Genomic DNA, 24,186 nt, shown 5'->3' with positions numbered 1-24,186 from the left:
TCAGGCGCGCTTCAGATAGTCGCGCGGCGCCGTGCCGACGATGCGCCTGAACATGGCAGAAAACGCGCTGGGGCTGTCGAATCCCAGTTCCCCGGCAATCCGGTTGATGGGCTTGCCTGCCTCCAGCATGATCAGCGCGTGCGCGAGGCGCACCTGCTGTGTCCACTGCCGGTACGTGATGCCGGTCTCCTTGATGAAAAGGCGTATCAGCGTGCGCGAACTCGCCCCGGCTACCTTCGACCATTGCTCGATGGTCTGCGCATCGGCGGGCGCCTCGATAATCCGTTCGCAGATCGAAACAAGACGGCGATCGCGCGGCCACGGTATCTCAATCGGCACGGAGCGCGAATGCTGGAGCTTGTGAAGAATGAGCGCAACGATGCTCCTGTTCGCGACGTTCTGCGGATAGAGCATCGGTTGCTCCATCAAGGCCAGGATCAGTTCGCGCAATAGCGTGTCGATTTCGATGACCTTCACGCGCGAGCCGAATTGCCGTGCCTGCTTCGGCGAAACATAGATCGTGCGGATCCATGTTTCGGTGAGCATCGCCTGGTCGTGCACGATGCCCGCCGGAATCCATAAGCCGCGCTGCGGCGGGATAAACCAGATGCCGTTGTCGCTGGACACCTTCATCAGCCCCTTGCTGGCGTAAAGGAGCTGGCCTCGCGGGTGGCTGTGCGGGACGTTGTAGCTGCCCGCTGCATGGTCGCGTGCGAACGCCGTGATGACCCGGGGCACGTCCTGATAGTCGTGGTAATCCTCGCTGCGCCCGGCGGATTTCGATGTGTCACTTTGGCGACGAATTCTGGCATTCATGCAAAACCTTGCTGGGCGATGTCGATATTAGTATGGGGCATCGGATTCACGGCGGATTCACGTCGGATTCAAGTCGGATTCAAGCGTGCGGGATGAACCATGGAGCGTCAGATGTCAGCCAATGTGCAACAGAGATCGAAATCCATCGAATGGGCCGCTGCTGCGGGCTTATTCATTATGTCATTGTCATTGCGGCCAGGCATTGTGTCGATTGGGCCGCTGATTCATTCGATTCAGGCCGAATTCCACCTGCGCCATGCACAAGGTGCGTCGCTGACCGCGATACCCGATATTTGCATGGGACTCTTTGCTATTTTCGTGCCGCGGATCGCGCGTCGTTTCGGCAGCGACCGCGTCGTGCTCTTTTCGCTGGCATTGCTGGGCGTGGCGTTGCTGGCGCGCGCGCTGGCGGGGTCGACCGCGAGCCTGCTGCTGTCGACGCTGTTCGTCGGCATGGGCGTGGCGATTTCGGGGCCGCTGATCGGTGGATGGATCAAGAGCCACTTCGCGGATCGCGCTGCGTTTTTCATGGGGATTTACGCGGCGGGCCTGGGCATCGGCGCAACGATGGCGGCCGTCGGCAGCGAGTATCTCGCGCAACGGCAAGGCGACTGGCGTCTCGCAGCGGGCATCTGGTCGGCGGTCTGCTTGCTAGCGATCGTGAGCTGGCGGCGACTGAGCGCCGCCTATCCGGCGACAGCCTCAGGCGCTCATGCCGTGGAGCGCGAAGCCGGGCAGTCGCCCTTGCGCAGTGCGCGAGCCTGGCTGATCGCGGCTTACTTCGGCATCAGCCAGTTCATCTGCTACGCGTGCTTTGCGTGGGTAGGCGAAAGCAGCCGCGAAATGCAGATCAACGGCTTGAGCTCCGGCGTCAATCTGGGGCTGTTCGCGGCCATGATCGCGCTCAGCAGTTTCGCGTCGGGGTTCCTCACGCAACATACGCAAGACCGTCGCGGCTGGCTCGCGGCCGCCGCCGTGCTGTCGATGGCGGGCGCGGCAATGCTCTGGCTCTGGCCCGGCGTGTCCGGCGCGGTGCCGGTGATTGCGATTGCGCTCGGGCAGGGCACCTGCTTCGCGCTGGCCATGACGCTGCCGCTGGACAATACGCACAACCATCGCGAAGCCAGTAGCTGGAGCGCGTTCATGCTGTTCATCGGCTACCTGGTGGCCGCGTTGGGGCCGTTTGCGTTTGGCTTCCTGCGCGACAAGACGGGCACCTTTAACGCCTCCTGGGGATTGCTGGTGGCCGCGTCGCTGGCGTTGCTGGTGCTCACGCCCATGCTCAAGAGCCGCTTGAAGTCTTCATAAAGCACTCTTGAAGCGCCCTTAAAGCCCCCGTATCCCTGCCGTTATCGTCTATTAGCCCGAATGCGCCACGATAATGCTTGCGCAAGGCATTCGGGAGAGTGGAGGCCTGGCACGGCTGGCTGGCCGTCAATACGGGCACGCCGGTTCGCGGATCAACCATGCAGCGCGAGCCCTTTCACGGCCTTGTCCACGGCTTTTTTCGCGCCGTGCAGCGCCAGGCCGACGAAATCCAGGTTGGCCGCGTCCTGGGCGCGAAACGCCTCGCGGTTCGCACTGTCGTGTCCGGTCGAGAACATGGCGTGCACATACGGCACGATGTCGAGCTCGCGCGTGAGCGCCTGCCGATGCGCGGCTTGCAGGCCCGCCAGATCGGCGGCGAACACGAGCATCGGCTGGCCCAGCATGCGGCCGTACTGCCGGCCGCTGGCGTCTTCGTAGGGCTCGCCCAGGGCGTGCGGTATCGCCGCTGCCACGCCGGTCGCGAGAAATGCGACGACATTGAGTTTTTGCCAGACGGCCAGGTCGTCTCGCACGATCAGCGCTACTTTGGTGTCGAACATGAGTGTTCCTCCTTGAACGCTCATGGTGCGCGATCCGCGGCGATCAGTCTGGAACGTTTGTGCACATCTGCCGGTAGGCGGCGGGCGTCATGCGGTAAGCGCGCAAAAACCAGCGGCCCAGATGACTCTGGTCGGCGAAACCGACCATCGCCGCCACCTGCGCGGGCCGGTGGCCGCCCGCCAGCAATCGACGCGCAGCGCGCAGGCGCAGGCGCACCAGGTACGCGTGCGGCGAGGTGCCGAAGCTGCGCTTGAAAAGACGCGTCAGCCGGAACCGGTCGACGCCGGCGGCGCTGGCCAGTTCATCGAGGCCGATATTGCCTTCCATCTGGGCGTGCAGGAGATCGCGCACGCGCAGGGCGGCGAGCGGCGCTGCCAGGCGGTCGGGCGTCGACGCATCGCGCAACTGGCCGCTCAATTTCGTCAGCAGGTGATCGAGCGCCTGATCGCGCGCGAGCCGTCCTTCGTCGTGGTGAATGGCGAAAAAAGCCGCCTGGATCGCATCGACGAGGACGCGGTCGTCCACCAGCGTATGGCTGAACGATGCCTCGACGCCGCGCATGCCGGGCAGGTTCAGCTCGCGCGTGGCGTGCTCGACCCACGCTTGCGGCAGGTACAACATCGCGTAAGTGAAGCCGCCTTCCTGCGGCGCATGGCCGTCGTGCAGCGCGCCCGGCTCGATCAGGATTGCGCGGCCCGGCACGCTCGTGTGCAGGGAGTGGTGACACTGGAAGCGTTGCACGCCTTGCTCGGTGTAGCCGATCAACATGTCGTCGTGATCGTGCGGATCGTAGGCATGGCCGCTGAAATGCGCGCGCAGCGCTTCGATTCCGGTCTGCGCATCGCGGCGGGCGACGAGCCAGTGATCGGCCCGTTCGTTGACCACGGTTGCGCTTGTCATGACTGAATCAGGCCGGGCACAGGAAATCACGGGCGCTTGATGTTCGGTTTGGCGGGAGCGCGTAGATTACACCGCCTCGCACCGCTCACGCATGCTTGAGTGCAACGATAGCCAGCGTGCGAAGCTCGTCGAACTGGGTCACGAGTTCAAGGCACAGCACAAAAGCCAGCATCGCCGATGGGCCCGGGAAGCGTTCGATCCAGCGCAGCACCGCCGATGCATAACACGCGCGGATCGCGTCGCGCGTCATGATCCAGGCGATGACCATGCCGACGGCGGCGCCCACGAGCAGATCGGTCGGGTAGTGATAGCCCAGAAAAGCCCGCGGAATGCAGATAAACACCACGGTATAGAGCATCGCCAGTACGCCGACGCTGCGCCACGCGAAGAATATTCCGGTGGCGACCGCCATCCATAGCATCGCGTGATCGCTTGGGAACGAACTCCAGCTGGTCAGGAGTGCGTCTTTGATATTGCTGCCGGCGAAATGCAGATGAAGTTCGGCGCTATAGATCGGGCGAACCCTGAACGGCAACCAGTGTGTCAGCAGTCGTCCCACGCAGAGCGCCGCGAGCCCGCTGAAAAGCGTGGCAATCGTCATTTCCCGCCGCCACGTGCGGCGCTCGTCCTGCTGGAACCACATCCACCACAGCAGCGGAATGAGCACGAGGCCCTTGAAGGTGTAAAGGTCGGCGACGCCTTCGATGGCGCCCGTCGTCAGGGGGCCTGAATACAGGCTGGAAAACCACGTCTCGATTGAAGAATCGAAGCTATTGATCATCTGCGGAAACTTGCGCTATTCACGTCGGGGCCTAGGATAGCCGACGAAAAGTACCGCGTTCCGCGTGCTTACTTTCACTGACAACTGTTACCGCACAGGCCTTTCGTCGCATGAATCGCGCGTTCGCTCAGTCCTCGCGCGCGGGCAACATGCCGCGAACCTGCTCCATATCGACCGGCTTGGCCAGGTGCGCATCGAATCCCGCATCGAGCGCCGCTCGTTGCTCCTGCTCCGATACGCGCCCCGTCAACGCGACCAGCTTGAAGCCCGCGCGAGAAGGGTGCGTGCGCAACCTTTGCGCCAGTTCCAGCCCGTCCATGCCGGGCATGCCCAGATCGACGAGTGCCAGATCGGGCGTCCAGCTTTCGAAGATTCTCAATGCGCTTTCGCCGCTATTTGCCGTCTTGACGTAGTGCCCGTCCATGTCGAGCAGCGTGGCGAGAGCAAAGCGCGCGTCCTCGCTGTCGTCGACGATCAGGATCTGTGCGGGGGCCGCCGTCGCGCAGCGCGCCACGGGCAGCGCCGCCGCCTCGGCGGTTTGCAGGGGCAGCGACAGGCGCGCCGTCGTCCCTTTGCCCGCGCCTTCGCTCGTCACCGTCAACGTCCCGCCGTGAAGCTCGGCCAGCTTGCGCGAGATGCTGAGCCCGATGCCGAAGCCGCCCTCCTGACGCGGCCGCGCGCTGGAGAACTGCGAAAACGGCTCGAACAGGCGGGGCAGCGACGCCGCATCGATGCCGATACCGTTGTCGCGCACCGCGATTTCCAGCCGCGTGCGGGCCTCATGCTGCGCACGCGCAATGGACAGTTCGACGCGGCCGCCGTCGGGCGTATAGCGCACCGCATTCGACAGGAGATTGGCCACCACCTGCACCAGCCTGACCTGGTCGCCGACGAAGCGAATGTCGCCGCTCAGTCCGCTCACCGTGAGCGTATGACGATGCGCCTTCACGCGCTCCTGAACCGAGGCGAGCGCGTCCGCGATCACGTCGTCGAGCCGCACCTCGGACAGGTTCAACCCGAGCTTGTCGTGATCGAGGCGCGCGGCGTCCTGCAACTCGTCCATCAGGCGCTTCAGGTGCAGCACCTGGCGCTGCGCCACGTTGAGCAATGGCCATTGCGCGGACTGCTCGGAGGTGAGGCGGCGCAGCCCGTCGATGGCGTTTTCCAGCGGCCCCAGCGGATTGCGAAACTCATGGGCCAACACCGCAATGACTTCGGAATAGCGCTGCGTTTCGCGGCGGCTGAAATCGCGCGCGCCCGCCATTTCCAGTGACGCGCCGGCAACCTGCGCGAGTTCGAGCAGCACCCGTTCGTCTTCCGGCCCGAACCGGCAGGTGTCGTCCATCGAGGCGACCCACAGAGCCGCAACGTTGTGGCCGTCGCGGATGACCGGCACGATGAGCGCCTCCTGTACGCCCGCGCACGAGGGGGCCAGCGCCGGAAAATCGTCGAGCAGCGACGTGAACAGCAGCGGCTTGCCGCCATTGAGCGTGAAGGCGCACGGACAATCGTCGGCGGGCACGGCCTGACCTTGCAGCGCCGCAAGCCGTCCCGCGATCGCGTGCCAGCGGAACACCGGGCTGCCGCTGGCGACTTCGGGGAGGCTGATGCCCGCAGATGCGGCGCAGCACAGGCTCAGGGCGGCATCGGCCACGCCTGCAAGCAGAGCCTCGCGCGATTCCGGCTGCAACGCGGCCAGCCCGAGCAGGGCGCGCGACTGCGCACGCCAGTCCGGCTCGCGGGCGGGGCGGGTATGGATATCGGTCAGCGAATACTTGGCAGGGGCAGGCAACATGGACGGGTCGCGCGAGACCGGGTCATGCCGTGTTCAACCGGCGGAAATTGGGCCTGCATATCAAGCGCACGCTCATGCAGGTTTCGACGGCGAGTATGGGTGCCGAGGGTGACTTGAGAGTCCACTCGTCCGCCCGTTTTCGGCAGCTTGCTGGCATCCTGTTGGCACCCTTATAAATGCCTTCCAGGTGCCGCTGGATTCAAACCGTACTCAAACCATCGTTCGCAATTTTAGCCGATCGCACCCGCGCGGACAGCGCTGGCACTTGATGCAGTGCATCAGGCGGGAATCCGCCAGGTTTCGCGCGGCGGGACTACAATCCTCAGCAGATTGAATCTTCCGGTTGAATCTCCTGGTTGAATTTCCCGCTTGCCCTTGCAGTTGCCTCTTTTCTAACGGCAGTGCCCTGCCGGCGCATCATGACACGTGTACTGCTCGTTGACGACGATTCCGCATTATTGAGCGCGCTGACCGTGGCGCTTTCGGATGAGTTCGAGATTCTTGCTGCTGCGGACGGCCTGGCGGCCTGGGCCATGCTGAACGATGGCGCGGTGGATGCGGTGATTACGGATCTGCGCATGCCCGGCATGTCGGGCGGCACGTTATGCGAAAGGATTCGCGATCGGGCCAGCATCGCGTCGCTGCCCGTGATTCTCGTGTCCGGCGAATACAGCCCGCCGGCCTTTGTGCGCTACGACTGCTATTTGCGCAAGCCGCTCGACGTGGAGCAACTCCGGGAAACGACGCGACGCCTGCTGCGCGCCGATCCGTTTCGCGCGATCGGCAATCCCGTCGGCCGCTCGCACTAGCGGTTGCAGGACTCGCTCTGCAACCGCCCGGCGACGTAACGGCTTATACGGCCTTGGCGCGACGCATCTGCGTCGTTGCGCCAAACAATTTGCAGGCGGCGTAATAGACCGCCGACGTCAGCACGAGACCCACGATCCACGAAAGATCCGCGCCATTGAGCATCTTCGCAACAGGGCCGGTATACATGTCCGTGGCGACGAACGGCAACTGCACCGCGATCCCGAACACGTAAGCGAAAATCGCCTTGCCGTTGAAGCGGCCATACACGCCGCCGTCTGCGCGGAAAAACGAATCGACGTCATATTCGCCGTGACAGACGAGGTAATAATCGATCAGGTTCACTGCCGTCCAGGGCACCAGCACATAAAGCAGCAGCAAAATGAAGTTGGTGTATTCGACCAGGAAGTTGCTCTGGCCAAACAAGGCGATCAGCAGCGAAATGCTAAAGAGAATGACGGCCGTAATCGCGCGTGCCCGTGCCTTTGCCTGCCAGTTCGGGAACAGCGTCTGGAAGATCGTGATGGTCGACAACGTGCCGCAATAAAGATTCATCGCATTGGTCGCGGCAATGCCGACCGACAGCACGATCACGACGAGCGGCGCAATGCCGTGCGTGACCTTCGTGAGGCCGTTGACGACGTCGCCGTCGCTGACGAGCAACCCCACCATCGCGCCCAGCACCATCGGGAAAATGGAGCCCAGCGAGCAGCCCCAGTAGCTCGACCAGAATGCGGTGCGTGCGCCGGTTTCTTCGGGCATATAGCGCGAATAATCGGAGACGTACGGCGCATACGCAATCTGCCAGAGCGCCGCCACCGAAATCGTGCCGAGAAAGCCCGTGAGATTGGCCGTGTTCTTCGCAAAGAAGTCGGCAGGCAGACCGTGCACGAAAATGATCCAGGCAAACGTCAGCACGAGCACGAGGCCGGAGGCCCACGTCATGAGCCGCGTATAGGCGTGAATCAGGTTGTAGCCGAAGATGGTGGCGACAAGACTCAACGCACCGACCACCAGCACGCCGTTATTGACCGTGACGGCGGGCGTCAGGCTGGCGAGCGCCTGGCCGCCCAGCACGAGATTCGACGCGAAGAATCCCAGGTACATGATGACGACGAGCGCGACCACGAGCAGCGAGCCGAGCGAGCCGAACTGGCCGCGCGTCTGCACCATTTGCGGCACGCCAAGCTGCGGGCCCTGGGCCGAATGCAGCGCCATGAAAACGGCCCCGACCAGCGTGCCGATGACGATGCCCAGCACGCCCCACCAGAACGGCTGCTTGAACACGGTCACGGCCAGTGCGCCGGTCACGATCGTGAGCATCATGATGTTCGAGCCGAACCAGATCGTAAACAGGTCGCTCGCCTTGCCGTGGCGCTCTGAACGCGGTATGCGCTGGATGGTGCTTTGCTCCAGGCGAGCAAGAGTATCTTCAGCCATGGGGTCTCCTTCTGAGTGGCGCTGTTCGATAACACCGACACTGTTCAGCAACAAAAAGGATGACGAAAGAACGAAATAGCTTGCCCTTGCATAGCTTTTTTCTGGCTTGGCAATATGGTGCATAGCCGCACCGCGACCGGGCATGCGGCCGGCCGGATTCCACGCGCAATCCAGCGCGTTCTAGCGATTTTCTCGGGAAAAGAACAGACTTTAGGCGACGCTGGACGTTGCCATTCGCGTTCGCTGCGGGCGCAGCGATCCGTCATGCACCAGAAAGGCGCGGCTTGCATTGGCAATGCTTTGCAAGCTGCGCCTGCGCGATCTAGCCGGTTTAGCCGATCGCGCCTTGCGTTGCCGCGTCGTGGGCACGCTCGCCATGCAGGATCATGTCGGCGGCGCGCTCGCCGATCATGATGCACGGCGCGTTGGTATTGCCGCTAATCAGCGTAGGCATGATGGACGCGTCCGCGACGCGCAGGCCTTCGATCCCTTGCACCTTCAGGCTCGTGGGGCTCACAACGCTCATGGCGTCCACGCCCATCTTGCAGGTGCCCACCGGATGGAACACCGTGGCCGCATAGTCGCGGATATAGGCCCAGAGCTGTTCGTCGGTTTGCACCGCCTTGCCGGGCAGCATTTCCTTGCCGCGAATCTCGTCGAATACGGGATCGGCCAGGATCTTGCGCGCCAGCTTCAGGCCTTCCACGAGCACGCGTCCATCCTCGGGATTCGACAGGAAATTGAAATCGATCACGAGCTGGCCGCTGGCATTGAGCTTTAACTCGCCGATGCTTTTAGGGCGCAGCACGCAGGTATGGACGGCGTAACCGTGGCCCCATTCGAACAGCCTGCCGCGATGGCTGCGATAACCAGGCACGAAGTGGAACTGCACGTCGGGCAGGTCGGGCGAGAGCGGCGTGCGCGCGAAGCCGCCCGCTTCCACGTAATTGGTTGTGAGCCAGCCCTTCTGGCCGAACACGTAACGCAGCGGCGCGGCGATCACGCTGGGCAGCGACGCGAGCGAAAACCCCAGCGTTTTAGGGCTTTTCGAGCGCACGGTCACGAGTCCGTCGAGGTGATCCTGCAAGTTCTTGCCCACGCCCGGCAGATCGTGGCGAACCTCGACGCCTGCCTGTTCGAGCGCGTCCTTCGGCCCGATGCCCGACGCCAGCAGAAGCTGCGGCGTGCCCAGCGCACCGGCGCTGAGGATGACTTCACGGCGCGCGACGATGGACTTCGCCGCGCCGCCCACGATTACCTTCACGCCCTTGGCGACCTTGTTTTCGAGGATGACCGATTGCACCGCGCAATCGGTCACGACCGTGAGATTCGCCCGCTCCCTGACCGGTGCAACGAACGCGCGGTAGCTGGACAGGCGCTTCGCGTCCTTTTGCGTGACGTTGTAGATGCCGCAGCCTTCGAACTGCCGCCCGTTGAAATCGTTGTTGCGCTTGATGCCGACGCGCTCGGCGGCCTTCACGAAGAGGTTCGACACGGGATTGGGGTCGCGCGGCGCATCGACGTAAAGCTCGCCGGTCACGCCATGCAAGCCGGGATCCTGCGCGAGGCGGTTGTTCTCGGACTTGCGGAAATACGGCAGCACGTCCTTCCAGCCCCAACCCTCGCAGCCCGCTGCTTCCCACTTGTCGTAGTCGCTCGCGTGGCCGCGAATATAGATCATGCTGTTCATCGAGCTTGAACCGCCCAGCGCCCTGCCACGCGGCGTATGCAGGCTGCGGCCGTTGAGGTTCTTCTGGGGCGCCGAGAAGAAATTCCAGCTGTACTTCTTGCTCTTGTAGAGCGTGATGGTGCCGGCGGGCGTCTGGATCCGCACATTGCGGTCGTGGCTGCCCGCCTCGATCAGGCACACGCTCACGTTGGGATCCGCGCTCAGGCGGTTCGCCAGCACGCAGCCTGACGAGCCCGCGCCCACGATCACATAGTCGAAGGCGCTCGTACTATCGATAGCCGTGTTTTCACCTGACATGCTTTTTCCTCTGTTTTTCGGGGCTTGTTCCGCCGTTGCACCGCAGCGCCGGAATCGGCCGTTGCTGTATCGCGGATTTTCTTCAGCACAAAAAAATCGCGAAACGATGTTTTTTGTGGTTGGTAATGAGGAAAAAACTGGTTCGAGGGGAGGGGGCGTACGGTGCGTACGCTTTGAACGTCGCCTCCATGCTGCTTCGCGCTACTATCGGCGCAGATCTCATTGCGTGCTGCCCAAATGATTCCGTCCGCCCGGTACGTTCTGGCGTTCACCGTCAACGTGGCGCTGCCCATGCTGGCGTATCGGCTGGCGTTGCCTCGCTGGGGGCTGGAGGGTGCGCTGATCGCGTCGGCGCTGCCGTTGCTGGCCTGGATCGGCTTCGATTTCGTGCGCTGGCGGCACTTCGATGCGCTAAGCGCCATCGTGCTGGCGGGCCTGGCGATGTCGCTGCTCCTGCTGGCGTCGCCCGCCGGGCTCTGGTTGCGCGAAACGCGTGAGCCGTTGATCGGCGGCTTGATCGGCGTGCTGTTTTTGCTGTCCCTGGCGCTCCATCGCCCGCTGGTGTTTTACCTCGCGCGCTCGACGCTGGCGCGCGAGCGGCAAGGTCGCGAACGGGAATTCGACGAGATGTGGCAGACGCGTCCGGCGCTCGTGAACTCGATCCGCCTCATGACCGCTGTGTGGGGCCTGGGCCTGGTGGGGGAGAACGCGATCCGGGCGTGGTTGGTGGGCGCGATGATCGACAGTCCGGGGCGTGACGACGCCCTGGTCAGATATGGCGTCTATGGTGCGCTAACGATCTGGACGATCCTGTACCGGCACGCGTATCTGAAGCGGCAGACCTGAGCGCGCCAAGCCCACGCCGCTACATAAAATTACGCGTGTGCATCAACGCGAGTTCGCGCGCATGGGCGTGGTCGAACCCGAGTCGCACCAGCCGCGTATAGCGGCCATCGGCCATGTCCCGCATCAGCGCCTGCACGAGCGCATAGCCTCGCGCCACCGCCGATGGCGTCAGTTCGCCCGCCGCGACGAGAATCAGCGCATCGAACACTTCTTCGTTGAGACCGCCCGTGCCTTCCAGCGCACCGTGACGCTGCTCGATCGCGCGTCCCAGGCGCACGCGCAGATCGGGCTCGCTCCTGAGCCGGTAGAGCAGGTGGGACATGCCCAGCGCAACATGCCGGGCCTCGTCGCGCGCGGCAAGACGCGCGATCTGCCGCGTCAGCGGATCGGGGCCGTGCGCCTGGAGGAACTGCAACAACGTGACGAACGTGCCTTCGCCCATTACCGAGAGCAGAAAACTCGCGACCGAAAAATCGGCTTCGTCGAGCAGCGTCTTGAGCGACGCCTGGCCGCCCGCCGTCGACAAGGCCGGTTCGCGGTGCCTGTGGCGAATGCGTCGGGTGAACACGTCGATATGCCGCGCTTCGTCGGCCACCTGGATTGCCAGCGCCGCCTGGAGTTCGCGATAGTGAGGATGCAACTGGCCGAGAAAGCGGGCGGGCACCACGAGCGCGGCGTTCTCGTTTTCGACCATGTAGGTCATGATCTGCACGACTGCGGCTTCCACGGGCTCAGGAAGTTCGAACTCGACCGACCAGTCGATTGCCTCGTCGGGATTCCATTGCGCGGCGACGGCCTGCGCGTAGAGATCGCCCGCATTGTCCGTCCACACCTCCTGCTTGCTGTCGAGCCGGAACGCGAACGCGGGCGAACCCGCTTCCACCTGCGCGCCGCGCGCCGCCAGTCCCCACGTGGACAGGGCGCGAGGAGCGACGGCGTCTGCCGCACGCGGGTCGCTGCGGCCAGTCTGTTGTGCGTCGCGCCAGCGCCCGTAGCGGCCGTCGCGGCAGACCATCGCCACACGCCGCCCGTCGTCGTCCGTGTGCCACTGCAACAGATGACCCTGCGCCCGGCACCAGTGCCCGAGCATGACGTCCCAGCCCGGCGCGCAACCCACGACGCGCAGGTGTTCGCCTGGCGCGAGCGCGTCCAGCGCGTGCCTGACGAGCAGGTGCGCGCCGGCGTCGAAGCCGAGCGACTCAATATCGATAAGCGGGCTCGACGATGCGGCCTTGCTCGTCATAGAAGGACTCCTCCGTCACCGCCCGGTCGAGCAGCGCGTAGCCGCTCGTGCGGCCCGGCAGCCAGCGCCGCAGCCCTTCGAGTTCGAGCAGCGGGCGCACCTTCGCGTCGTTCCAGTCCATCGACAGCAGCAGTTCGCCAAAGCGGCGCGCATCGTCCTGCGCCACGCCGGGGCTGACCGTCATGTTGCAGTGGTCGAATGCGCTGGTGGTGGCGACGACGCGCGTGGCGCCCGCGGGCAGTGTGCCTTCGTCGGCAAAGGCCTTGTAGTTGCCTGCGATCATCCACGCGGCGTCGATCTCGCCGCTCACCAGCGCCGTGGCCGCATCGCGTTCGCCGCCAATATGGTCGCCGTGCTTGCCGCCCAGCACGTCGAAACGGCGCGCCTGGAAATCGCGCCCCGCGACGAGGCCGCCCTCATGACGCAGATGATCGAGCGGAATCAGCGTGGCCTGGGGCGAGTCGATCGCGCCGAAGCCGATGGTCGTGCCGTTCAGGTCGGCGAGCGTCCTGACGCCGCTTTCGCTGCGCGCGACCAGCACCGAGTGCAAATCGATATCGGTGTCGCGCATCACGAGCGACTGGACGGTTTCGCCGCGCGCATCGGCAATGCGCTTTGCCCTGATCCAGGCGAGCGGCGAATTCCAGGCGAAGGCAATGTCGCCGGCGAATTGCGCCTCGACCTGCGTTTCGTAGTTCGAATAAAGCAGATAGTCGATGGCGAGGCCGTGCGAGGCGAACCAGGACTTGAAGCCTTCCCAGATCGTGACGACCTTCGGCGCGTAGGCCACCGCGCCGAGCATCAGGGGTGCGTTTTGCGACATGGCGTCGTTCCTCTTCGTCAGGCGAGCGGCAGGCCGCACAGCGCGCGGCCGATGAAGTCGTACAGGACGTCCGACGTCGGCCCCATGATCGAGGCGGCGCGGGCGTCGCGGAACAGGCGCTCGATGCCCGCTTCCTTGCGGAAGGCCGCGCCGCCGCACATACGCATCGCCGTATCGGTCACGTCGAGCGCGGCCTCGGCGGCGGCGGCCTTGACTTCGAGCACGCGCAGCATCGCGTCGGCGCGGCCCGTGGCGAGCGCGGCGAGCGTGTCGTCGCGCAGCGTGCGCGCCTGGTCGGCGCGAAGCTGCGCGCGGGCGAGGTAGGCGCGGATCGTCGGCAGGTCGCAGAGCGCCTCGCCGCTTTCCGCAAAACGGCTGGCCGTGATGTGCTGCGTCGCGCGTTGCAGCGTGCCGTCGGCGATGCCGATGGCGGTCGACGCGACCAGGTTTGCAAACACCGGCAACGCGTCGCCGTTCATGATGTCGCCACCGGCGCCGTCCGCGCCGAGCATGGCGCTGGCGGGCACGCGCACGGCTTCGGCGCGAACCGGCGCGGAGGCGTTGCCGCGCAGGCCAAGGCCGTCGAAGGCGGCCGGACACTGCAAGCCCTGCGCGCGGCTGTCCACGAGCCAGAGCGTGCTGGCGCCCTGCGGCGTGTGCGCGGGGCGGGACGACCACACATAGGAATCGGCGTGATCCGCCGACGTCACCATGCTCTTGTTGCCGTTGAGCACGAAATCGTCGCCGTCGGGGCGCGCCGTGCCGACCGGGGCCCAGAAATGACTGCGCGAACCGGTCTCCGACCATGCCAGCGTGGTGAGGTGCTCGCCGCGCGCGATGGCGCTCCTGATTTCGGCTGGGCCGTACTTTTCGATCAGCGCCGCGCCCGCGTAGTGCATCGTGACGACCATCGCCGTGGACGGGCAATCGCGCGCGATGCGCTCGACCACCTGGCAGGCCTGCTCCAGTCCCAGCCCCATGCCGCCGACTTCCCCGGCGCTGATCAGTCCGAGCAGGCCCGCCTCGCCGAGCGCGTCGAGCGCGGCGCGCGGAAAGCGGGCGAGTTGGTCGGTCTGCGGGGCTTCGGGGGCGATCAGGCTGCGAACAAGCGGCTCCAGCACTTCGAGGTAGGACATGGGGACGTCTCCCGGGCGGTTAGCGGAAACGGTTGTCCGGTCTGTGCTGGGGCGGCGCGCGACGCGCGCAGCGCGAAAGGGCGCGCCCGTGGGGCGTCCCCGTGCATCTGTCGCATGCAGACCTGCAACAACGACTCTCGCACTTGAAGGAACCCGCTGCGCTCACGCGCGGTTGCGGGTGCACGCATTATTGCACTTGCCGATCGGGGCGGGACGCTGGCTGCGCAGGCGCCGGGAGGCGGGCAGCGATACGCCGTGAGACGTTCTCCAACGTTGCGCCAGTGCGCGTAAAACGGTCAGAGGAATTTGAGCGCGAGCATCACCACGCTCACCACGGTGCCGATCGCGGCGATGCCCTTGCCAAGGCCGAATGCCTTGTTGTCCGTCGGCTGCGGCTTGGTGGGGTCGGGCAGGCCGAGCACGCCGTAAGTCACCGACTTGAGCGACGAAGCCGTATCGGTCGTGCTCGCGGAACCGGTCGAATCCGTTGCATCCGTTGCGTCGCTCTGGGCGCTTTTCTGCAACCCCTCATCCGATAGCGTGACCTTCGTGCTGGACTCCGGTTGCCTGCTCGCGTTGTTGTCCGGCTGCTTGCCTGCACTGGCGGTGACGGGCGTGCTTGCCGGCATGGCCGCAGTGGAAGTGGACGATGTAACCTGCATTGTTGACGATCCCCGCATATTTCGCGCCGCCGTGAAGCCTTTTATCGTTTGCGCTTCACGTTGCGATGACAATGACTTTCATTCATTGTTTATAACGACCGTGAATTTGAATTCTTTAGTTTTACTTTCATTGTGAATGTATGGAAATTAAAATAATTCAATTGCTTCCAATATATTTCATGCAGGTAAGAATTGGCGTTCTTTCGATGAATAGATGATGCGAAAAAAATAGCGATATGAACCGCGGCCCATATCGCCCACCCATGCGTCAGTGGCAAGCTCCGGCAGGTGGAGTTGCCGGATGCAATTACCCCATGCGGTTACTCGACTTCCAGCCCGATAAACACACTGTCGCCTTCGGTCTTGACCGGATGCGTCGCAAGATTCACGCACACGGGCGCACCTTGCGCCTTGCCGCTCGGAATATCGAAACGGCCCATGTGCATGGGACATTCGATGATCTCGCCGAATACGAAACCGTCCGCCAGGCGCGCTGTCTCGTGCGTGCAGGTGCCCGCCGTCGCATAGAAACCCGATGCCGTGTGATAGACCGCGTAGAGCTTGCCTTCGTGCGCGAACTCGATGACGTCTTCTTCGTCGATATCATCGGTGGTGCAGACGTGGTGCCATTGCAGGATATTCATCGTGATGTCCCGTTCGAATGATCTGGAGTGATTCGCCTGATTCAGCGTATTCACGCGACCGCGTCGCCCTGGCGGCCAGGCGGCAATTCGCGCACGACGACATAATCGGGATCGCGTTGCTGCTTTGCGAAGATCGCGAGAATCTCGCGCCACGCGGGCCACAAACCGGCGTAGGGCGTGGGCATTTGCGCTGCAACGGCGGCATGGAACTGCGGCAGCGCATGGAACGGCACGCTTGGAAACATGTGATGCTCGATGTGGTAGTTCATGTTCCAGTAGAGAAAGCGCACAGCGGGATTGAGCATCACGGTGCGGCTCGATACGCGATGATCGAGCACGTTCTCCTTGAGGCCCGTGTGCTGCGTGAGCGCGCACAGCTCGTGCAGCCAGGTGCCGTAAGCGCGTGAGACGAACAGAAACAGAATGGGCAGCCAGCTATGCGCCAGGATCGCCCACGCCAATACGCCGATATAACAGGCCAGCAGCACGCGCGAGTTATTGCGCATCTTGCGGTACTCGCTTTCGGGCACGACTTCCTTCGCGCCTTTCGTGACGATGCCAAAGCTGTGCAGCACGATCGCGCCCAGGAACTGGACGCCGTGCGAGATGCGCACGAAATCCGTCACCAGCTTGAGATAACTGAGCGGGCGCTTGAACGCCAGTTCGGGATCCTTATAAGGCGCGGCGGTCAGGTGCGTGCAGGTGTGATGCTTCGCGTGCAGCCAGCGGCTGTAGACCTGCTCGCGCCACGACATGAAACAGATGACCCAATAGACGGACTCGTTGAGCCAGCGCGTCTTGAACGCCGTGCCGTGGCCCAGTTCGTGCGCGGCGGCCTCGCTGAAGGCGAACACCGTGCCGTAAAGCAGGAACGCAGGAATCGCCCACACGGTTCCCAGCGACCACCATGCGAGCGCACCCGTGGCGACCACCAGCGCGAAGAAGCCGCCCGCCTGCACGAGTCCTGGCGCATCCGAGCGCGCGGAAAGCTCCTTGAGCGCCTTGCGGTCGATGTCCACGCGGTACCAGGACTGCATGTCGATATTCATTGCTTGACTCCGTCGCAAGAAGGAGGCGCGCCGCGCGCGCCGTTTCAGGCTGGAAATAAAGAGGTTATCGATAAGAACCGGCGTACTGCTGCACCACCGCGAGGTTCTCGCGCGTGACGAAGCTCGGCCCCGAACTCACGCTCGAACCGGTATACACGGGCTTGAGTCCGTACTTGTCGAGCCGCGCGGCGACTTTCTTGTCGGTCTTGAGCGCGGCGACGATATGCGCGGGATCGCGGCTCTTGTCGCGCACGGCAATCGCCATTGCGGCCACCGACAAATAACCCTGCAAATACGGCTGCTGGTCGATTGCGAAGGCAATCTGCCCCGACTGGATCGCCTTGAGAATGTCCGGCGAGAGATCGAAGGTCGCGAGATAGATCTTGCCGGCCTTGCCCGCGTCGTTCACGCCGCGCAGCACGCCCATCGCCTGGTCGGGGCCCAGCGCGAGAATCGCCTGCGTATCGGGATGCGAGCGCAGGTAGGCGGCCACCTTGCTCTGGATGATGGTGGGGTCTTCGCCGCTGTCCATGGTGGACTTCCTGTAGTCCGCGCCGATCGCGTCCGCGAAACCCTTGCAGCGATCCCACAGCGCCTGGATATCGGCGCCGTGATTGACGCACAGGAAGCTGTGAATGCCCGCAGCCTTCGCGCGCTCGCCCGCGGCCTTGCCAGCTTCGTATTCGGGCTGGCCAACGTGCAGTATCGCGCCCAGTTTCATGCCGTCGGCGGGGCCGCCATTGATCGTCATGAGCGGAATCTGCTTGGCCTTCACGCCACCCAGGCCCTTCTGGATCATCTCGAAGTTGGGCACCGTGGTGATGACGCCCGCGTAGTTGCGCGCGGCGGCCTGTTCGAGAATGCGCACCATGTCGCCGGTGTCACCCGTAGGCGGATTGCGATAATCGACCGGTACGTTGAAGTCCTCGCTCGCATCGCGCATGCCGTTCTTGACGGTGTTCCACCAGACATTCGAATCCGAGCCGTGACTGACCATCACGAAGCGCTCCTGCGCCGCCGCATTGCTTGCACCGAATGCGCCGGTTGTTCCGATTGCGCCGAACGCCGTGACCAGCGCGACCCCGGCAAGCGCCGTAAGCGCGGCGAGCGAGCGCCGGGCGCGGCCTGAACCGTTCCTCTGCATGATGCTGTCTCCTGTGATTTGTCGTGTGCCGTCATCGCGGTTTCAGCGTTTTTGCGGGCTGCGTCGGGGCGCGAATGACGAATAGAATGTAGTTGATGGAATTCCGGCTCTCAAACGGAATGTTGAGGACTTTTCCTCAATCTCGTCGACCGCGCTTCAACCTTGAGGTCTGCATGACGGCACGAAGAAAGCCCACCATGGAGGACGTCGCCCAGGCGGCGGGCGTGAGCTACGCGACCGTGGAGCGCGTGCTCAACGGACGCGGCGGCGTCTCGCGCGCGAAGGAGGCGAGCGTGCTGGAGGCGGCGCGCGCCCTCAAGATCGACCGCGCGCTGCATGAGGTGTCGGTGCGCTGGCTGCGCATCGCCATCGTCACGCAGGATCCGGCCACGGCCTCGCCTTATTACGCGGCGCTGCAACAGGGTTTCGAACTCGCGCAGAAGTCGTTCGAGACGTATCGCGTGCTATGCAGCGTGACCTTCTTCGAAGACCTCGAAGCGCATTCGCTCGCGCGCGTGATCGAGCGCGCCGCGCAAAAGGCCGATGCGATGATCGTCGTCGCTTACGAGCATCCCCTCGTGGTCGATGCGGTCTCGCGCGTGGCGAAGAAAATGCCGGTGGTGACGGTCGCGAGCGACCTGCCCGATAGCGGACGCCTGGCATACGTGGGGCTCGATAACCGCTGCGCGGGGCGCATGGCGGGCGAGCTGATGGGGCGTTTCGTGGGCCGCGAAGGCGGGCCGATCATCGTGATCGCGGGCTTGCGTACGTATCTGGGCCACGAGGAGCGCGACGGCGCGTTTCGCTCGGTGCTACGCAGGCGTTTTCCGGCGTGCGAGGTGGTGGCGACGGTAGAGAGCCGCGAGGATGCGCGCTCGACTGAACGCCTCACGCGCGATGCGTTCGCGAAGTATCCCGGCCTGCGCGGCATCTATAACATTTCCGTGGGCGACGAAGGCGTGGCGCGCGCGCTCAAGGCGCTAAAGCGCGAACACGAGACGGTGCTGATCGGCCATGAACTCACGCCGGTGAGCCGCGCCTTGCTGATCGAAGGCGTGATGGATGCGGTGCTCGACCAGAGCCCGTTCGTGGAGGCCGTGCGCGCGGTCGAAGTCATACTCGGCCACTACAATCGCGGCACGCCTTCCGGGCTGCCGTTGCAGACGCCGATTTCGATTTATATGCAGGAGAACCTGCCGGCGCAGTTTTAATCGTCGATCAACCGAAAGGGAATGCCGCGATGAAACGCTTGTATGGCGCGCTGGCCGCGAGCCTGATGATGGCGCAGCTGCACGCGGCGCATGCCGACCCGCTCGCACAGGGCGATCTCGCCACCTTCGCCACGCGCGAAGGCGTCACGCAGAGTCTCTTCATCGCGACACCCGCCCAGCCGCCTGCCTGGGTGATCGTACTGTTCGGCGGCACGCCGGGCGCGCTGCATCTCGGCCCGGGCGGCGCGACGACGCTCAAGGGCAACTTCCTCGTTCGCTCGGCGCAACACTGGATCGACGATGGCGAAGCGGTCGTGCTGGTGGATACGCCGTCTGATCATCCGGAAGGCGTGGACGACGATTTCCGCCATGGCAAGGACTCGTTCGTGGACACCCAGGCGATCGTGGCGAAGGTGCGTGAGCGCTTTCCGGGCGCGAAGATCGCGCTGGTCGGCACGAGCGCGGGCACGGTGTCGGTGGGCAATGCGCTGGAACGCGACGCAAAAATCGCGGACGCTTTCGTGTTGACATCGCCCGTGACGCTCTCGCGCAGGCATGAGGCGACGATTGCCGATCTCGATGTCGATGGCACGCAGGCGCGCGTCCTGGTGCTCTCCAATGCGGGCGACACGTGCCCGTCGTCGCCCGCCGATGTCGCGAAGCGGCTCGCGCAAGATCGCCGCTACGACTACATCGAAGTGAATTCGAGCGATGGCGACAGTAGCGCCGCAGGACGTTGCGGTGGCCATGCTCCGCACGGCTTTCTCGGCATCGAAACCGACGTGATCGGGAAGATCCAGGCGTGGCTCAAGGCGCAGTCGCAGAACGCCTCTTCGGCACGTTGAGATCGCGCGCGAGTTTTACGTGCGTCACGCGCGGGAAAGATCGAAACGATAGCAGGCGTTCAGCCTTCGGCGTGCCAGGGCGTGAGCTTGCGTTGCAGCGCACGCAGCCCGAGTTCGAGCACGAGCGCGATCGCGCCAATCAGCAGGATGCCGGCGATCACGACATCGGTGACGAGAAAGCGCGACGCCGAATACACCATGAATCCGAGGCCTCGCGTGGCGGCGATCAGTTCGGCGGCCACCAGCGTCGACCAGCCTGCGCCGAGCGCAATGCGCACGCCGGTGAGAATTTCGGGCAGCGCGCTGGGCAGCACCACATGCACGAGCACCTGCAGGCGTGTCGCGCCCAGCGATTGCGCGGCGAGCAGGCGGGTCTTTGCCACGCGGTTCGCGCCCGCTGCGGTCGCGATGGCCAGCGGCGCGAAGATCGTGAAGTAGATCAGCAGCACCTTCGACAGTTCGCCGATACCGAACCAGATCACCATGAGCGGCAGATAAGCGAGCGGCGGTACCGGGCGATAGAACTCGATGATGGGATCGAGCACGCCGCGCGCGATGCGGCTCGTGGCGATGGCAATGCCCGCCGGAATCGCCGTGACGACTGCGAGCGCGAAGGCCAGCGCGATGCGCGACAGGCTGGCGGCGAGATGCTGCGTGAGCGTGGCGTCGTCGAAGCCCTCGGTATACAGGCGCCCTAGCTTGCGCAGCACGGCCTCGGGCGTGGGCAGCAGCACGGGCGGCAGCCATTGCAGGTGGCTCGCGAGCCACCAGAGCGCCAGCAGCGAGCCGAGCGTCGCCGCCGTGGCGGCGTGGCCCGCATGGAAGCGCGGTGCGCGTGCAGGCGTATTGGCTTCGCGAGGGGCGTGCGCGAGCGTCAGCGTCGCGCTGGAGGAATCGTTGAGCGCCATATCAGGCTCCTTCGGTTTCGCGCATCAACTGGTCGAGCAGTTCCAGATGAATCGCGGTGAATGCCGGGTCGCTGCGGATCGAGCGCAGCGATTCGCCCTGCGCATAGCGCCGTGCGAAGTCGAGCCGATGGCGCGCAACCACGCGGCCCGGTCGCGGCGAAAGAATCAGCAGTTCGGTCGACAGCAGGACGGCTTCTTCGATGCTGTGCGTGATGAGGAAAATGCCCTTGCTGGTCTGCTTCCAGACATCGAGCAGCAGGCTTTGCATGCGCTCGCGCGTGAGCGCATCGAGTGCGCCCAGCGGCTCGTCCATCAGCAGAAAGGCGGGGTCGGCGGCGAGCGCGCGTGCGAGGCCCACGCGCTGGCGCATGCCGCCCGAAATCTCGCCGATGCGGTGCTGCTCGAAGCCGCCCAGCTTGACGAGGTCGAGCACCTGCGCCGCACGGCGCTCGCGCTGCGCGCGGCTCGCACCTTGCATGCGCAGGCCAAACGAGACGTTGTCGATCACGTTGAGCCACGGCATCAGTGCGTCGTCCTGGAAGACCACGCCGCGACTCGCATGCGGCCCGCTCACGGGCACGCCGTCGAGCGTCACCGTGCCTGAAGTGGGTGGCTGGAAGCCGGCGAGCAGCGACAGCAAGGTGCTCTTGCCGCAACCCGATGCGCCCAGCGCCACCACGATCTCGCCGCTGTTGATCGACACCGACACGTCCTGCAAAGCGGTGAGCGTGCCACGCGCGCTTTCGTAAATGACGCTGACGCGCTCTGCTTTCAGCTCCGCCATGTTCGACTCCTTCGACTCCTGGACGCGCACGAGGCGCGTCCCTTATATATTGCTTCGGATTGCCTGGCGATTATTTCGCCGCCGCGACATAGCGCGGCGTGACCGCGGCGCTGTAATCGGGCAGCGCCTGGTCGATCTTCTTCTGCTCTTCCAGGAAGCGCGCCGTCGCGGCCACGGCCTTTGCGGTGCCGCCGCCGAGCAGGGCGGGCGAGCGCTGCTCCGCTGCATCGGGATACACATTGCCCGCGAGCAGCTGCGGCACGTCGGCGGGGCTTGCGCCGGAGAGCTTCGCGATGGCGGCGACCTGCGACGAAGCGGGCGTCCACGTCTTGCCGTTGGCGCGATAGTCGGAAATCGCGCCGAGCGTCACGCCCACGAACTTCTGCACGAACTCAGGATGCGCCTGTGCGAAGTCCTTGCGCACGGCCCACAGGTCGAACGTCGGCGAGCCCCACTTGCCCACCTGCGCCGAATCCACCAGCACATGGCCGCTTTCGCGCGCCTTGCTGAGCGCCGGATCCCACGTATAGGCCGCATCGATCTCGCCGCGCGACCACGCGGCGACCGTTTCCGTCGGCCCCAGATTGACGATATGCACCTGGTCGGGCTTGATGCCCCAGTGCTTGAGCGCGGCAAGCAGGCTGTAATGCGCGGTCGACACGAACGGCGTGGCGATGGTCTTGCCGATCAGGTCTTGCGGCTTGTCGATATGCGCGCTGTTGCGCACGACGAGCGCTTCGGAGCCGCCCGTCAGCGCGTTGAGCACCACGGCCTCGACCGGCACGCCGCGGCTGACGGCGGCGGCAAACGGGCTCGACCCGACGTCGCCGATCTGGATGTCGCCCGAAGCCAGTGCGGCGACGATATCGGCGCCGGTGTCGAAGCGTCGCCAGTTGATCGTCCAGCCCGTGGCTTTTTCATAGGCCGCGCCCGCCTGCGCGAGCTTGGCCGGATCGGCGCCGTATTGATAGGCGATGTTGACGGTTTCCGCGCGTGCGGCCGTGCCGTGTGCGATGAGCAGCGCGAGTGCGGCAGGAGCGGCGATAGCCTGAATGCGTCGTTTGAATGTCATGGCGGGGTTCCCGGTGTTGCCGACGATGTGGTTGGATAGAAGCTGTGGAGAGCTTAGCGTCGGCGTTGCGAGGCGGGAACGAAGCAAACGTGCATTGCATATGCGCTGGCGCGTGTGAACGCAGTGTCTTCGCGCGAAGAAGCGGTGCATAGAAGCGGTGCGAGGAAGACGCGCGTTATCCGTGTTTTTGCGCGCGTCAAACCTCAGGCGAAGCGTTCAGGCTCAAGCCGCATCCCAGCGTGCATCGGCGACAACGAGTTTCTTCGGGATCAGCTTCAGGTCGGTGAAGGTGTCGGCGATCTGTTGCTGGTAGGCGAAGGTGGCCGGATCGAGCGCACGCACGCCGAAGGTCGTGCGCCTGAGTGCGACTTCGAGCGTGGCGGCGTCGAGTCCCACGAGCGGCGAGAGTTGCGACGCCACGGCCGCAATATTGGCGCGCGCGTAAGTGTCGACAGCGGCGATTTCTTCGAGCAGTGCATGCACGACCGGCGCATGGGCGGCGGCGAACTTGCGGCTCGCCAGGTAGTACTGCGTGTTGTTCACGAGACCCTCGCCGGTAGCGATCACGCGTGCGTTCGCCTGGCGCTCGATCGCGGCGAAGTAGGGATCCCAGATCGCCCATGCGTCCACGCTGTGGCTCGTGAAGGCCGCGCGCGCATCGGCAGGCGCGAGATACACGGGCTGGATATCGTCGTAGCGCAGGTTGGCCTTCTTGAGCGCTTCCACCAGCAGGTAATGCACATTCGAGCCGCGATTGAGCGCGACGCGCTTGCCGCGCAGATCGGCCACGCTGCGGATCGGCGAATCGTTCTGCACGACGATGGCCTCCGCGCGCGGCGCGGGCGGTTCGCTGCCGATATAGACGAAATCGACGCCGCCTGCCTGCGCGAAAATCGGCGGCGTCTCGCCCACGGTGCCCACGTCGACCGCGCCAGCATTCAGGCCTTCGAGCAATTGCGGGCCGCCCGGAAATTCCAGCCATTGCACCGTGACGCCGGAGGCCGCAAGACGCTTCTCCAGCGTCTTCTGCGCCTTTAGGACGACGAAGTTTCCATATTTCTGGTAGCCGACGCGCAACACCTTGTTGTCGTCCGCGCGCGCCGCGCTGCTGCCGAGAGCAGCGACGAGCGCGCCTGCCGTTGCGGCGACGCCGCGCAAAGCGCCCGCTGCGCCGGCTTTGAGGAGCAGACGGCGCGTGTCATTCGCGCCCTGGCGGTCGTGCAAAGGATTCGACATCGTAGTGTGGCCCTGAAGGATTGACTCAAGCGTGCATGCACGGCGAACGCGCATGATGCGTGGCGAGTCGCGCGCCGGTCAACGAAACGCTTCGAAGATTTTCTGCTACGTATTTCGCGTGGGGGAAATAGGGGGCGCGCTTGCCAGCACCCGGCGATTTGCCCGTCGTCCCGCGATTCGTCATATCA

General features: G+C 64.5%; 23 protein-coding genes. 5 read left to right on the top strand and 18 right to left on the bottom strand.

Translation table 11 applies throughout. From position 1 onward, the window contains the following. Positions 1-816, bottom strand: coding sequence for an AraC family transcriptional regulator (locus BBA01S_RS09960; protein WP_027816297.1), 816 nt, complete (start codon positions 814-816; stop codon positions 1-3). Positions 817-993: 177 nt separating this feature from the next. Between BBA01S_RS09960 and BBA01S_RS09955 the strand changes: the two genes are divergently transcribed. Continuing rightward, complete coding sequence (locus tag BBA01S_RS09955; RefSeq protein WP_245641461.1) at positions 994-2,124, top strand: MFS transporter; 1,131 nt, start codon at positions 994-996, stop codon at positions 2,122-2,124. A gap of 152 nt (positions 2,125-2,276) precedes the next feature. Here the strand turns inward: BBA01S_RS09955 and BBA01S_RS09950 are convergent, their stop codons facing one another. From BBA01S_RS09950 to BBA01S_RS09935, 4 genes are all read right to left on the bottom strand, one after another. Further along, on the bottom strand, positions 2,277-2,684 hold the full coding sequence (locus BBA01S_RS09950; RefSeq protein WP_027816295.1) for a DUF2000 domain-containing protein: 408 nt from the start codon (positions 2,682-2,684) through the stop codon (positions 2,277-2,279). Between the two features lie 43 nt (positions 2,685-2,727). Beyond that, positions 2,728-3,585 (bottom strand): AraC family transcriptional regulator, encoded by an 858-nt coding sequence (locus BBA01S_RS09945; protein ID WP_027816294.1) that lies wholly within the window; start codon positions 3,583-3,585, stop codon positions 2,728-2,730. A gap of 85 nt (positions 3,586-3,670) precedes the next feature. Further along, a complete protein-coding gene (locus tag BBA01S_RS09940) occupies positions 3,671-4,363 on the bottom strand; it encodes a phosphatase PAP2 family protein (RefSeq protein ID WP_027816293.1) in 693 nt (230 codons plus the stop codon). A gap of 130 nt (positions 4,364-4,493) precedes the next feature. Further along, on the bottom strand, positions 4,494-6,161 hold the full coding sequence (locus BBA01S_RS09935; RefSeq protein WP_042296629.1) for a hybrid sensor histidine kinase/response regulator: 1,668 nt from the start codon (positions 6,159-6,161) through the stop codon (positions 4,494-4,496). Positions 6,162-6,580: 419 nt separating this feature from the next. Here BBA01S_RS09935 and BBA01S_RS40760 point away from each other — a divergent pair, with 419 nt between their 5' ends. Next, a complete protein-coding gene (locus BBA01S_RS40760) occupies positions 6,581-6,970 on the top strand; it encodes a response regulator (protein WP_042296627.1) in 390 nt (129 codons plus the stop codon). Positions 6,971-7,013: 43 nt separating this feature from the next. Here BBA01S_RS40760 and BBA01S_RS09925 read toward each other — a convergent pair whose 3' ends face one another. Together BBA01S_RS09925 and BBA01S_RS40755 are read right to left on the bottom strand one after the other, a co-directional pair. Beyond that, positions 7,014-8,408 (bottom strand): purine-cytosine permease family protein, encoded by a 1,395-nt coding sequence (locus BBA01S_RS09925; protein ID WP_027816291.1) that lies wholly within the window; start codon positions 8,406-8,408, stop codon positions 7,014-7,016. A 331-nt stretch (positions 8,409-8,739) separates the two neighbouring features. Then, positions 8,740-10,395 (bottom strand): GMC family oxidoreductase, encoded by a 1,656-nt coding sequence (locus BBA01S_RS40755; protein WP_042296625.1) that lies wholly within the window; start codon positions 10,393-10,395, stop codon positions 8,740-8,742. Positions 10,396-10,617: 222 nt separating this feature from the next. Between BBA01S_RS40755 and BBA01S_RS09915 the strand changes: the two genes are divergently transcribed. After that, positions 10,618-11,241, top strand: coding sequence for a VC0807 family protein (locus BBA01S_RS09915; protein WP_322787815.1), 624 nt, complete (start codon positions 10,618-10,620; stop codon positions 11,239-11,241). Positions 11,242-11,260: 19 nt separating this feature from the next. Here the strand turns inward: BBA01S_RS09915 and BBA01S_RS09910 are convergent, their stop codons facing one another. From BBA01S_RS09910 to BBA01S_RS09880, 7 genes are all read right to left on the bottom strand, one after another. Continuing rightward, a complete protein-coding gene (locus BBA01S_RS09910) occupies positions 11,261-12,484 on the bottom strand; it encodes a ferritin-like domain-containing protein (RefSeq protein ID WP_027816289.1) in 1,224 nt (407 codons plus the stop codon). After that, positions 12,441-13,307 carry a phosphate/phosphite/phosphonate ABC transporter substrate-binding protein gene (locus BBA01S_RS09905; protein ID WP_027816288.1) on the bottom strand — a complete coding sequence of 289 codons (867 nt, stop codon included), beginning with the start codon at positions 13,305-13,307 and terminating at the stop codon, positions 12,441-12,443. Before BBA01S_RS09905 ends, BBA01S_RS09910 begins: the two co-directional genes overlap by 44 nt. Positions 13,308-13,324: 17 nt before the next feature. Continuing rightward, positions 13,325-14,443, bottom strand: a complete 1,119-nt coding sequence (locus tag BBA01S_RS09900; protein WP_027816287.1) for an acyl-CoA dehydrogenase family protein — start codon at positions 14,441-14,443, stop codon at positions 13,325-13,327. A 296-nt stretch (positions 14,444-14,739) separates the two neighbouring features. Then, on the bottom strand, positions 14,740-15,105 hold the full coding sequence (locus BBA01S_RS09895) for a hypothetical protein (protein WP_156965908.1): 366 nt from the start codon (positions 15,103-15,105) through the stop codon (positions 14,740-14,742). A 320-nt stretch (positions 15,106-15,425) separates the two neighbouring features. Beyond that, positions 15,426-15,749 carry a non-heme iron oxygenase ferredoxin subunit gene (locus BBA01S_RS09890; RefSeq protein WP_042296762.1) on the bottom strand — a complete coding sequence of 108 codons (324 nt, stop codon included), beginning with the start codon at positions 15,747-15,749 and terminating at the stop codon, positions 15,426-15,428. A 50-nt stretch (positions 15,750-15,799) separates the two neighbouring features. Continuing rightward, positions 15,800-16,798: a fatty acid desaturase gene (locus BBA01S_RS40750; RefSeq protein WP_042296623.1), complete on the bottom strand. Its 999-nt coding sequence runs from the start codon at positions 16,796-16,798 to the stop codon at positions 15,800-15,802. A 64-nt stretch (positions 16,799-16,862) separates the two neighbouring features. Continuing rightward, positions 16,863-17,942, bottom strand: coding sequence for a sugar ABC transporter substrate-binding protein (locus BBA01S_RS09880; RefSeq protein ID WP_027816284.1), 1,080 nt, complete (start codon positions 17,940-17,942; stop codon positions 16,863-16,865). Positions 17,943-18,115: 173 nt separating this feature from the next. Between BBA01S_RS09880 and BBA01S_RS09875 the strand changes: the two genes are divergently transcribed. Beyond that, positions 18,116-19,153: a LacI family DNA-binding transcriptional regulator gene (locus tag BBA01S_RS09875; protein ID WP_027816283.1), complete on the top strand. Its 1,038-nt coding sequence runs from the start codon at positions 18,116-18,118 to the stop codon at positions 19,151-19,153. A 29-nt stretch (positions 19,154-19,182) separates the two neighbouring features. Continuing rightward, positions 19,183-19,998, top strand: a complete 816-nt coding sequence (locus tag BBA01S_RS45125; RefSeq protein WP_052391716.1) for an alpha/beta fold hydrolase — start codon at positions 19,183-19,185, stop codon at positions 19,996-19,998. Between the two features lie 59 nt (positions 19,999-20,057). Here BBA01S_RS45125 and tauC read toward each other — a convergent pair whose 3' ends face one another. From tauC to BBA01S_RS09850, 4 genes are all read right to left on the bottom strand, one after another. After that, on the bottom strand, positions 20,058-20,906 hold the full coding sequence (gene tauC, locus BBA01S_RS09865; protein ID WP_027816282.1) for a taurine ABC transporter permease TauC: 849 nt from the start codon (positions 20,904-20,906) through the stop codon (positions 20,058-20,060). Position 20,907: 1 nt separating this feature from the next. Continuing rightward, positions 20,908-21,690 (bottom strand): taurine ABC transporter ATP-binding protein, encoded by a 783-nt coding sequence (locus BBA01S_RS09860; RefSeq protein ID WP_027816281.1) that lies wholly within the window; start codon positions 21,688-21,690, stop codon positions 20,908-20,910. 70 nt (positions 21,691-21,760) lie between these two features. Further along, entirely contained in the window at positions 21,761-22,762 is a 1,002-nt protein-coding gene (gene tauA / locus BBA01S_RS09855; RefSeq protein WP_027816280.1) for a taurine ABC transporter substrate-binding protein, read from the bottom strand. 222 nt (positions 22,763-22,984) lie between these two features. Then, positions 22,985-23,998: a sulfonate ABC transporter substrate-binding protein gene (locus BBA01S_RS09850; protein ID WP_042296620.1), complete on the bottom strand. Its 1,014-nt coding sequence runs from the start codon at positions 23,996-23,998 to the stop codon at positions 22,985-22,987. Positions 23,999-24,186: the final 188 nt, after the last annotated feature.

The sequence above is a fragment of the Paraburkholderia bannensis NBRC 103871 genome (genome assembly GCF_000685015.1).
Classification (GTDB): domain Bacteria; phylum Pseudomonadota; class Gammaproteobacteria; order Burkholderiales; family Burkholderiaceae; genus Paraburkholderia; species Paraburkholderia bannensis.
This window is presented reverse-complemented; position numbering and strand designations above follow the sequence as displayed.

Excerpts from the sequence above, each read along its gene's own strand:
- BBA01S_RS09960 (WP_027816297.1), bottom strand. The coding sequence starts at position 816 with ATGAATGCCAGAATTCGTCGCCAAAGTGACACATCGAAATCCGCCGGG.
- BBA01S_RS09955 (WP_245641461.1), top strand. The coding sequence starts at position 994 with ATGTCATTGTCATTGCGGCCAGGCATTGTGTCGATTGGGCCGCTGATT.
- BBA01S_RS09950 (WP_027816295.1), bottom strand. The coding sequence starts at position 2,684 with ATGTTCGACACCAAAGTAGCGCTGATCGTGCGAGACGACCTGGCCGTC.
- BBA01S_RS09945 (WP_027816294.1), bottom strand. The coding sequence starts at position 3,585 with ATGACAAGCGCAACCGTGGTCAACGAACGGGCCGATCACTGGCTCGTC.
- BBA01S_RS09935 (WP_042296629.1), bottom strand. The coding sequence starts at position 6,161 with ATGTTGCCTGCCCCTGCCAAGTATTCGCTGACCGATATCCATACCCGC.
- BBA01S_RS40760 (WP_042296627.1), top strand. The coding sequence starts at position 6,581 with ATGACACGTGTACTGCTCGTTGACGACGATTCCGCATTATTGAGCGCG.
- BBA01S_RS09925 (WP_027816291.1), bottom strand. The coding sequence starts at position 8,408 with ATGGCTGAAGATACTCTTGCTCGCCTGGAGCAAAGCACCATCCAGCGC.
- BBA01S_RS40755 (WP_042296625.1), bottom strand. The coding sequence starts at position 10,395 with ATGTCAGGTGAAAACACGGCTATCGATAGTACGAGCGCCTTCGACTAT.
- BBA01S_RS09910 (WP_027816289.1), bottom strand. The coding sequence starts at position 12,484 with ATGACGAGCAAGGCCGCATCGTCGAGCCCGCTTATCGATATTGAGTCG.
- BBA01S_RS09905 (WP_027816288.1), bottom strand. The coding sequence starts at position 13,307 with ATGTCGCAAAACGCACCCCTGATGCTCGGCGCGGTGGCCTACGCGCCG.
- BBA01S_RS09900 (WP_027816287.1), bottom strand. The coding sequence starts at position 14,443 with ATGTCCTACCTCGAAGTGCTGGAGCCGCTTGTTCGCAGCCTGATCGCC.
- BBA01S_RS09895 (WP_156965908.1), bottom strand. The coding sequence starts at position 15,105 with ATGCAGGTTACATCGTCCACTTCCACTGCGGCCATGCCGGCAAGCACG.
- BBA01S_RS09890 (WP_042296762.1), bottom strand. The coding sequence starts at position 15,749 with ATGAATATCCTGCAATGGCACCACGTCTGCACCACCGATGATATCGAC.
- BBA01S_RS40750 (WP_042296623.1), bottom strand. The coding sequence starts at position 16,798 with ATGAATATCGACATGCAGTCCTGGTACCGCGTGGACATCGACCGCAAG.
- BBA01S_RS09880 (WP_027816284.1), bottom strand. The coding sequence starts at position 17,942 with ATGCAGAGGAACGGTTCAGGCCGCGCCCGGCGCTCGCTCGCCGCGCTT.
- BBA01S_RS09875 (WP_027816283.1), top strand. The coding sequence starts at position 18,116 with ATGACGGCACGAAGAAAGCCCACCATGGAGGACGTCGCCCAGGCGGCG.
- BBA01S_RS45125 (WP_052391716.1), top strand. The coding sequence starts at position 19,183 with ATGAAACGCTTGTATGGCGCGCTGGCCGCGAGCCTGATGATGGCGCAG.
- tauC (WP_027816282.1), bottom strand. The coding sequence starts at position 20,906 with ATGGCGCTCAACGATTCCTCCAGCGCGACGCTGACGCTCGCGCACGCC.
- BBA01S_RS09860 (WP_027816281.1), bottom strand. The coding sequence starts at position 21,690 with ATGGCGGAGCTGAAAGCAGAGCGCGTCAGCGTCATTTACGAAAGCGCG.
- tauA (WP_027816280.1), bottom strand. The coding sequence starts at position 22,762 with ATGACATTCAAACGACGCATTCAGGCTATCGCCGCTCCTGCCGCACTC.
- BBA01S_RS09850 (WP_042296620.1), bottom strand. The coding sequence starts at position 23,998 with ATGTCGAATCCTTTGCACGACCGCCAGGGCGCGAATGACACGCGCCGT.